Source organism: Paracoccus sp. (in: a-proteobacteria) (genome assembly GCF_047973135.1).
GTDB lineage: Bacteria > Pseudomonadota > Alphaproteobacteria > Rhodobacterales > Rhodobacteraceae > Paracoccus.
Map to the genome: position 1 here is coordinate 24,318 of NZ_JBKEBL010000121.1, position 9,436 is coordinate 33,753.

General features: G+C 64.4%; 7 protein-coding genes. 5 read left to right on the plus strand and 2 right to left on the minus strand.

All coding sequences use genetic code 11. The features are described from left to right. Positions 1 to 5: 5 nt before the first annotated feature. Positions 6 to 2,030 carry a transketolase gene (gene tkt, locus ACK5L9_RS09235; protein WP_416911171.1) on the minus strand — a complete coding sequence of 675 codons (2,025 nt, stop codon included), beginning with the start codon at positions 2,028 to 2,030 and terminating at the stop codon, positions 6 to 8. Between the two features lie 237 nt (positions 2,031 to 2,267). Between tkt and aspS the strand changes: the two genes are divergently transcribed. The 4 genes from aspS (at position 2,268) to ACK5L9_RS09255 (ending at position 7,664) form a co-directional block, all read left to right on the plus strand. Next, complete coding sequence (gene aspS / locus ACK5L9_RS09240) at positions 2,268 to 4,043, plus strand: aspartate--tRNA ligase (protein ID WP_416911172.1); 1,776 nt, start codon at positions 2,268 to 2,270, stop codon at positions 4,041 to 4,043. A gap of 201 nt (positions 4,044 to 4,244) precedes the next feature. Further along, positions 4,245 to 4,916: a choice-of-anchor E domain-containing protein gene (locus ACK5L9_RS09245; protein WP_416911173.1), complete on the plus strand. Its 672-nt coding sequence runs from the start codon at positions 4,245 to 4,247 to the stop codon at positions 4,914 to 4,916. Positions 4,917 to 5,116: 200 nt separating this feature from the next. Then, positions 5,117 to 6,481 carry a DUF1800 domain-containing protein gene (locus ACK5L9_RS09250; RefSeq protein ID WP_416911174.1) on the plus strand — a complete coding sequence of 455 codons (1,365 nt, stop codon included), beginning with the start codon at positions 5,117 to 5,119 and terminating at the stop codon, positions 6,479 to 6,481. A 4-nt stretch (positions 6,482 to 6,485) separates the two neighbouring features. Then, positions 6,486 to 7,664, plus strand: a complete 1,179-nt coding sequence (locus tag ACK5L9_RS09255) for a DUF1501 domain-containing protein (RefSeq protein WP_416911175.1) — start codon at positions 6,486 to 6,488, stop codon at positions 7,662 to 7,664. A 7-nt stretch (positions 7,665 to 7,671) separates the two neighbouring features. Here the strand turns inward: ACK5L9_RS09255 and ACK5L9_RS09260 are convergent, their stop codons facing one another. Continuing rightward, complete coding sequence (locus tag ACK5L9_RS09260) at positions 7,672 to 8,610, minus strand: nucleoside hydrolase (protein ID WP_416911176.1); 939 nt, start codon at positions 8,608 to 8,610, stop codon at positions 7,672 to 7,674. A 146-nt stretch (positions 8,611 to 8,756) separates the two neighbouring features. Here ACK5L9_RS09260 and ACK5L9_RS09265 point away from each other — a divergent pair. Continuing rightward, the coding region (locus ACK5L9_RS09265; RefSeq protein WP_416911177.1) for an amidohydrolase family protein at positions 8,757 to 9,436 on the plus strand (680 nt) is incomplete at its 3' end.

Below are 9,436 nucleotides of genomic sequence, written 5' to 3' on the forward strand. Positions count from 1 at the left end.
TCCGGTCACAGAAGCGCTTTCGCGCGCTGTATGACGGCCTCGGAGGTGATGCCGAATTCCTTGTACAGCGTTGGTGCAGGGGCCGAAGCGCCAAAACCGGTCATGCCGATGAAATCAGATTTCGCCTCGCTGCCGCGTTCGCCCAGAAGCAGCCAGTCCCAAGGCTGACGAATGGCGGCTTCGATGGCGATACGAACCGTGCCGCCCGGCAGGACGGTTTCGCGATAGGTCGCAGGCTGGGCGCGGAACAGTTCCATCGACGGAACCGAAACCACGCGGGTGGGCGTGCCGTCAGCCTCCAGCGCGTCGCGGGCAGCGACGGCGATTTCGACCTCGGAACCGGTGGCCATCAGCACCACGGCCGGATTGCCGCCCGCCGCCTCGCGCAGGATATAGGCACCCTTGGCGGTCAGGTTTTCGGCGCTGTCGGCGACGCGCAGTTCGGGCAGGTTCTGCCGCGACAGAGCCAGAACCGAGGGGGTCGAGGGCTGTGACAGCGCGATTTCCCAGGCCTCGGCGGTTTCCACCTGATCGCAGGGGCGCAGGGTCAGCGTGTTGGGTGTGGCCCGGCAGATCGCCAGATGTTCGACCGGCTGGTGGGTCGGGCCGTCCTCGCCCAGGCCGATACTGTCATGGGTCATGACATAGACCACCGGCAGCCCCATCAGCGCCGACAGCCGCATCGCCCCGCGCGCGTAATCGGTAAAGCACATGAAGGTGCCGCCATAGGGACGGAAACCGCCATGCAGCCAGATGCCGTTCATCGCCGCCGCCATGCCATGTTCGCGGATGCCGTAATGGATATAACGGCCAAGCCGGTTCTCGGGGCCGAATACGCCTTGATCCGGCGTTTTGGTGTTGTTCGAGCCGGTCAGATCGGCCGATCCGCCGAAATTCTCGGGCATTACCGGGTTCAGCGCCGCCAGCGCGTTTTCGCTGGCCTTGCGGGTCGCGATCTTGGGCTTGTCGGCCACGGCCTTTGCCTTCAGCGCCGCCGCCGCACCCGCCATGTCGGGATTGGCGGCATTGGTGATCCGGCGTGTGAATTCTGCGCGCCTGTCGCCGGGGCGCGCCTCGACCCGCGCGGCCCAGTCCTTATGTGCCGTGGCCCCTCGCGCGCCGATCTGACGCCATGACGCCGCGATGTCCGAGGGGATTTCGAAAGCCGGGGCGTCCCAGCCGATTGCCTTGCGCACTGCCGCGATCTCATCGGCCCCAAGGGGCGAGCCATGGGCCTTGGCGCTGTCGGATTTGGTGGGCGCGCCAAAGCCGATGATCGTCTTGCAATCGACCAGCACCGGACGACCATCATCCGCCGCCGCCTCGCGCAGGGCGCGGTCGATATCGGCGGCGTCATGGCCGTCGCAGGACAGCACCCGCCAGCCCGAGGCAGCAAGGCGCGCCTTCTGGTCGGTCCTGTCGGACAGGCTGACGCGGCCGTCGATGGTGATGTCGTTATTATCCCACAGCACGATCAGGCGCCCCAGCTTCTGCGCGCCGGCAAGGGCCACGGCCTCTTGGCTGATGCCCTCCATCAGGCAGCCATCGCCCGCAATGACCCAGGTGCGGTGATCGCACAGGTCGGCACCAAATTCGGCGCGCAGCGCCTCTTCGGCGATGGCCATGCCCACGGCGGTGGCGATGCCTTGACCCAGGGGGCCGGTCGTCGTCTCGACCCCCTCGACATGGCCGTATTCGGGATGCCCCGCCGTGATCGCGCCCCATTGGCGAAAGTTGCGGATCTGGTCGATGGTCATCTGCTTGTAGCCGGACAGATGCAGCAGCGCATAGATCAGCATCGAGCCATGCCCCGCCGATAGCACGAACCGGTCGCGGTCGAACCAGCCGGGCGCAGAGGCGTCGAATTTCAGGTGATTGCGGAACAGCACCGTTGCCACATCGGCCATGCCCATCGGCATGCCCGGATGCCCGGAATTTGCGGCCTCGACCGCATCCATCGCCAGAACGCGGATCGCGCTGGCCAGTTTCCAGTGTTCGGGGTCGGCCTTGCGGCGGGCGTCGATATCCATGGCGGTCCTGTCTGGCTGAAGTGCTTTACCGCTCTGTTAGGATCCTGACGCGTCGGTTGCAAGGCGCGCGGGCGGGATCGCAGCGCAAGGCCGGGCAGGCAGGGCAAGGGCAGCGGGGGGTCCGGGGGGCGCAGCGCCCCCGGCTGTCGCGGGACGCAATGCAGCGGCGGTGCCGTCGCGCCTTGACTTCCCGCCCGTCCCGCGCTTCATGCGGGGGCTGAATGAATGAGGTCCGCCATGCACGCTTATCGCAGCCATACCTGCGCCGATCTGACCGCCGCCAATGCCCGAGAAACCGTTCGCCTGTCGGGCTGGGTTCATCGCGTCCGCGATCACGGGGGCGTGCTGTTCGTCGATCTGCGCGATCATTACGGCATGACGCAGGTGCTGGCCGACAGCGACAGCCCGGCATTTGCTGCCATGGAAAAGCTGCGCGCCGAAACGGTGATCCGCATCGACGGGCGGGTGAAACTGCGCGATGCCAGCCTGATCAACCCCAAATTGCCAACCGGCGAGATCGAGGTCTATGCGACCGCGCTTGAGGTTCTTGGGCCCGCCGACGAACTGCCCCTGCCGGTCTTTGGCGATCTGGATTACCCCGAGGAAACGCGCCTCGCCTATCGTTTTCTGGATCTGCGCCGCGAATCCCTGCACCAGAACATCATGCTGCGCAGCCAGGTGGTGCGCAGCCTGCGCAACCGCATGTGGGACGCGGGGTTCAACGAATTCCAGACGCCGATCATCACGGCATCCTCGCCCGAGGGCGCGCGCGACTTTCTGGTTCCCTCGCGCCTGCATCCAGGCAAATTCTATGCGCTGCCGCAGGCGCCTCAGCAGTTCAAGCAACTAATCATGGTGGCGGGCTTTGACCGCTATTTCCAGATCGCGCCCTGTTTCCGCGACGAGGATCCGCGCGCCGACCGCAGCCCCACCGATTTCTATCAGCTTGACGTCGAGATGTCCTTTGTCGAACAAGAGGATGTCTTTGCTGCCGTCCAGCCCGTCATTCAGGGTCTGTTCGAAGAGTTTGGCGAAGGTCGCCGCGTCGATGCCGACTGGCCGCGCATTCCCTTTGCCGAAGCGATGAAAAAATACGGCAGCGACAAGCCTGACCTGCGCAACCCGATCGAGATGCAGGATGTCAGCGACCATTTTCGCGGTTCGGGCTTTGCGATCTTCGCGAAACTGCTGGAACAGGACGGCACCGAGGTACGCGCGATTCCCGCCCCGACCGGCGGTTCCCGCAAATTCGCCGACCGGATGAACGCCTATGCGCAGCGCGAGGGCCTGCCGGGGATGGGCTATATCTTCTGGCGCAAGGGTGAGCATGGCGAAACCGAGGCCGCAGGCCCCATCGCCAAGAATATCGGCCCCGAACGGACCGAGGCGATCCGGGTGCAGCTTGGTCTGTCCGAGGGCGACGCGGCGTTCTTTCTGGGCGGCAAGCCCGAGGCATTCGAGGCCGTCGCAGGCCGTGCCCGCAATGAAATCGGCCGCGAACTGGGACTGACTGACGAAAGCCAGTTCAAATTCGCCTGGATCGTCGATTTCCCGATGTACGAGAAGGATGACGAGGGCAAGATCGACTTTTCGCACAACCCGTTTTCCATGCCGCAGGGCGGGCTTGAGGCGCTGTCGGGCGATCCGCTGGCGGTTCGGGGCTATCAGTACGATCTGGCCTGCAACGGCTATGAACTGATCAGCGGCGCGATCCGTAACCACAAGCCGGAAATCATGTTCAGGGCCTTTGAACTGGCCGGCTATGGCCGGGATGAGGTCGAAAAGCGATTCGGCGGCATGGTCAAGGCGTTCCGCTATGGCGCGCCCCCGCATGGCGGTTGTGCGGCGGGAATCGACCGGATCGTGATGCTGCTGGCGGATGAGCAGAATATCCGCGAGGTGATCATGTTCCCGATGAACCAGCGCGCCGAGGATCTGATGATGGGGGCCCCTTCTGAGCCTTCTAACGAGCAATTGCGCGATTTGGGCCTTAGAATTGCTCCTAAAGGGTGAGTAAGGCGGCACCCTTTTGGGGCCGCATGTTTCGCGCGAACGAATTAACTTTTTATAAGCAATCTTGTTGTAACAACCCGCGTATGCGTTATTTTTCGGGATAATGCGCAGTGTGGTTAATTTCTTCTTTGCAACCAGAGGACGCTAAGATATGAACCGTTCAGTAGTGTTAAGAGCACGACGGAAAATGGTGAGGATTTTATGAAAAAACTCGTGATTCTTGCGGCGGCCGGGGCGATCTCGGTAGCTGCGCAAACTGCCGGTGCGGCGACGATCAGCTATATGCATTCGTTTGGTCAGAGCACGACCGACTGGTCGGATTCGTGGGCTATCCAGCAATTCGACAGCTCACTGGGTACGCTGAACAGCGTGAAGGTTGATCTGTTTGGCCATGTCACGGCCGCGGCCAGCGTCGAAAACCGCTCCGCGACCTCCGTTTCGGCGCATGTGGATCTCAAGTCGCAGGTGTCGGTGACGACCGCCGGTGGCTTGCCCATCGTTCAGGTGAACCCGGAACTCGACCGGACCTACGCACTGGGTGGGTTTGACGGCATTGTCGATTTTGCTGGCAACAGCGGCGTCTCAACCGGGGATCTTTTCTTCAACGACATGAACAGTTCGGTACTGACCGGCGCGGATTTGGCGCAGTTCATTGGTGCCGGCACGATCAGTATCTTTGTTGTGGCGACGGGTGTTTCCTTTGCGCAGGGCGGTGGCAACCTGTTGACCTACTTCAGTAACCAGGCGGGTGCAGACTTCACGGTGACGTATGACTATACGGCGCCTCCGGCGGTTCCGCTGCCGGCTTCGGCTCCGCTGCTGCTGGGTGGCCTGTTCCTGCTGCGCCGTCTGCGTCGCGGCAACAAGGCCTGATCCGGGCGGCGCGTAACGCGTCCGCGAAAACCTGCCGTGCCTCGTCACCGGGGCACGCACGCGACCTTGAAGAAATCGCATAAGTCAGGTCTTATGCAGGCGAGACAACCTGGGAAGACTGTGCGCGCACAGTCTTCTTTTCTCCGTTCTTGCCGCGCTTCGGAACGGTTGTTCCGGCGGTGCCTGAAGGATGTACTTGGATGGTCGCCTATCCGGAACTCGCGTCTATTCGGCTTGGCTATGGGCTTTCACCCCTGATCCCGCCGCCACCGGGTCCGCCGGACGTAATGGCCTCGGTCGCGCGGGCGGGGGCCGATGACAATGCCGTCAGCATGGATCAGGTGCGGCAGTTGCAACTGAAGGACAAGGCGCTGGACAAGCGCTTCAAGGCCGGGGACGCGGCGGCAGAGGCCGAGATTCGGGCAGCGCGGCTGGACGTCCGGCGCAGGGTGAATGTCACCGTGCAGCGCAATATCGTTCGCGCGCTGGATGCGCCATCGGGATTCGGCGAAAGGCTGGTGCAGTTCTGGTGCGATCATTTCACCGTCAGCGGCGGCAATCCTTATGGGCGGCTGATGGCGGCGGCGATGCGGGACGAGGCGATCCGTCCCCATGTCGCGGGAAATTTTTCCGACATGCTGTTCGCCGCCGGGACGCATCCCCGGATGCTGCTCTATCTGAATCAGGACCGTTCTTTCGGGCCAAATTCGGCCTTTGCGCGCAAACATCCGCAGCGCAATCTTGGCCTGAACGAAAATCTTGCGCGCGAGATGATCGAGCTGCACAGCCTTGGCGTCGGTGCGGATTATTCGCAGACCGATGTGCGGCAACTGGCCGAGCTGCTGACGGGGTTGATCTATCTGCCGGGAAACGGGAACGCCTTTCTGCCCAACCGGGCCGAGCCGGGGGCGGAAACGGTTCTGGGCCGCAGCTATGGCGGCAAGGGTCCGGCGGTGCTGGACGACATTCGGGCGGCGATCCGCGATCTGGCGCTGCATCCCGCCACGGCCCGGCATCTGGCGCACAAGCTGGCGGTGCATTTCGTCGATGACGACCCACCCAAGGGGCTTGTGGACCGGATGGCTGCGGCCTATGCGGACAGCGGCGGCGATCTGCCCCCCGTCTATGCAGTGCTGGCCACTGGGCCCGAACTGGACAGCCATTTCCGCAGGAAACTGCGCCAGCCTTATGATTTCATGATTGCCGCGCTGCGCGGGTTGGGTATCAGCGGGGCCGATATCATGGCGCTGCGGCCCAAGCTTGCGCGCAATCTGCTGATCGAGCCGCTGACCGCGATGGGGCAGGCGTGGGAACGCCCGCGCGGCCCCGATGGCTGGCCGGAAGAGGCTGCGAACTGGGCCACGCCGCAAGGGCTGGCTGCGCGGATCAACTGGGCGATGCGGGTTCCGGGCAAGCTGCGTGACCTGCCCGATCCGCGTTCCCTGCTTGAGGCCGCACTTGGCCAGACCGCGTCCAGGGAATTGCGATGGGCTGTTCCCAAGGCCGAATCCGACCGCGAGGGCGTGATGATCGTACTGGCCTCGGCTGATTTCAACCGGAGGTGACAGGATGCTGAACCGTCGATCCTTGCTGAAATCCGGCGCGCTGTTGGGCTGTTCGGCGGCGGCACATCCCTTGTTGTCGGGTATCGCCCTTGCCGATGCTCCGGGCGAGAACCGGCTGGTCGTGATCATCCTGCGCGGCGCGATGGACGGGATCGACGTGTTCCAGCCCTATGGCGACCCGGCCCTGCGCGCGCTGCGCCCCACCCTGTCGGTCGGACCCGAAGGCGGGGCGCATGATCTGGACGGGTTCTTTGCCCTGCACCCGGCGCTTGCGCCGTTGTTGCCGCTTTGGCGCGCAGGCGAAATGGGCTTTGCGCCCGCCGTATCCACGCCCTATCGCGACAAGCGCAGCCATTTCGACGGGCAGGACATGCTGGAGGCGGGGACCGGAACCGACCTTGATCTGGTCCGGCAACGCGATGGCTGGCTGAACCGGCTGCTGCAACACATGCCGGGCGCCCGGTCCGAGACCGCCTATGCCGTCGGGACCGAGAACATGCGCATCGTCTCGGGGCCTGCCGAGGTTCGAAGCTGGGCCCCCGAGATCGATATCCGGCTTAGCCCGCAGGCGCAGATGCTGTTGCAGCATGTCTATCACGACGATCCGCTGTTTCGCGATGCGGGCGACGAGGCGATGGTGATCGCAGGCGAACGGATCGGCCGGGTGCAAGAGGATCGCGGCCCGACCCGTGGCGCGCGTGAACTGGCGCAATTCGCGGCGGGACGGCTGAACGGGGCGACGCGGATCGCGACATTCTCGCTGGCGGGCTGGGACAGCCATGCGCGGCAGCCGATGGTTCTGGGCAAGGCGCTGGACCGGCTGGCCGCGGCGATCCTGACCCTGCGCGAGGGGCTGGGGCGTAACTGGTCCCGGACGACGGTTCTGGCGATGACCGAATTTGGCCGTACCGCGCGCGAGAATGGCAGCGGCGGCACCGATCACGGCACCGGCGGCGCGATGCTGGTGGCGGGCGGAGCGATCCGGGGCGGGCAGGTTCTGGGCGGCTGGCCGGGATTGGCCGAGGCCGATCTGTATGCCGGTCGCGACCTGACGCCGCTGGCCGACATTCGCGCCTATGCCGCCTGGGCCCTGCACGATCTGTTCGGCACCGGCCGCGATGTGCTGGAAACCGCTGTTTTTCCCGGCCTGTCGATGGGGGACAACCCGCGTATCCTGGGCTAAGCGCCGTTCAGGGCAGGCGCGCGATGCGTTCCGCCAGCAATGCGAACAGCGCGTCGCGGTCGGTATGACGCAGGAACAGCGCATTGGCGGGCCGGTCGCTGACGCGCCACCAGTCCGCGACGGTCATTCCGGCGGTAAATTCGCCCTTCGTCTCGATCTCGACATTGATGCGCCGCCCGGTGAACAGGTCGGGGTTTATCAGCCAGGCGATGGTGCAGGGATCGTGCAGGGGCGCGCCCTGACTGCCGTATTTTTCCTTGTCGAACCTTTCAAAGAAATCCGTCCAGCTTGCGACGGCGGGGCCGCTGCGGTTGGGCAGGGCGCGCATCGTCTCGACCCAATCGCGAGAGGTCAGCGCCTCATGCGTGGCATCCAGCGGCATCACCACCAGATCGACGCCGGCACCAAAGACGATCCGCGCGGCTTCGGGATCGACATGGATGTTGAACTCGGCGGCGGGGGTGACGTTGCCAACCTCGAAATAGGCGCCGCCCATCAGCACGATCTGCTTGATGCGCGTGATGATGTCGGGCGCGCGCTGAAAGGCGGTGGCAATATTGGTCAGTGGCCCGATAGGCACCAGCGTGACACTGCCCTCGGGTTCGGTCCGCAGCGTGTCGATGATGAAATCAACAGCATGCTGCGCTTGCAGAGGCATTGCGGGCGCGGGCAGATCGACCCCGTCCAGCCCGGTCTTGCCATGCACATGTTCGGCCGTGATCAGCTTGCGCGTCAGGGGCGCGTCGCAGCCCGCAAAGACCGGTATATCGGCGCGGCCCGCCAGTTCCAGAATCTTGCGCGCATTCAGTTCGGTCAGGGCCAGCGGCACATTTCCCGCGACGGCGGTGATGCCCAGAACCTCGATTTCCGGGCTGGCCAGCGCCAGCAGGATCGCGACGGCGTCGTCCTGTCCCGGATCGGTGTCGATGATGATTTTCTGGGCCATGTCGCGCCTTTCCTGCCTGTTGTGAATGCCGTTTTGCGACGTCGGCACGGAAAGCGCCAGCCCCCCTTTTGCATCCGCATCGCGTTGGCCATTCGCTGCCGGGGTGGTAAGGGACGGTGGACGGGCAGGAAACCACGGGGTTTGCGATGGATGATCTGGAACGGCTGATTGCGCAGGCGCGCGGGGATGAACCCGCCGATCTGGTCTTGCGGGGCGGGCAGGTTCTTGACCTGATCACCGGGCAGATGATCCGGGGCGATGTGGCAATTTGCGGCGGACGGATCGCGGGGATCGGCGATTACCGCGCCGCGCGGGTGATCAACGTGACCGGCCTGACGCTGGTGCCGGGTTTTATCGACACGCATCTGCATGTCGAAAGCAGCCTTGTGACGCCGTTCGAATTCGACCGCTGCGTCACGCCACGGGGTGTGACCACCGCCATCTGCGACCCGCACGAGATCGCAAATGTCATCGGGCCCGAGGGCATCACCTATTTTCAGCGCGCCTCGGAACATCTGCTGATGGATTTGCGTGTACAGCTTTCAAGCTGTGTGCCCTCGACCGGGATGGAGACTTCGGGCGCGCAGATCGAGGCAGCCGATCTGGCGCGGGTGATGGGCCATCCTTCGGGGATCGGGCTGGCCGAGTTCATGAACTATCCCGGCGTGATCCACCGCGATCCTGCGGCGATGGCCAAGCTGCGGCTGTTCGCGGGCGGTCATATCGACGGCCATTGCCCGCAACTGTCGGGGCGCGACCTGAACGCCTATGTCGCCGCCGGTATCCGCACCGAACACGAGGCGACCACCGCCGCCGAGGCGCGGGA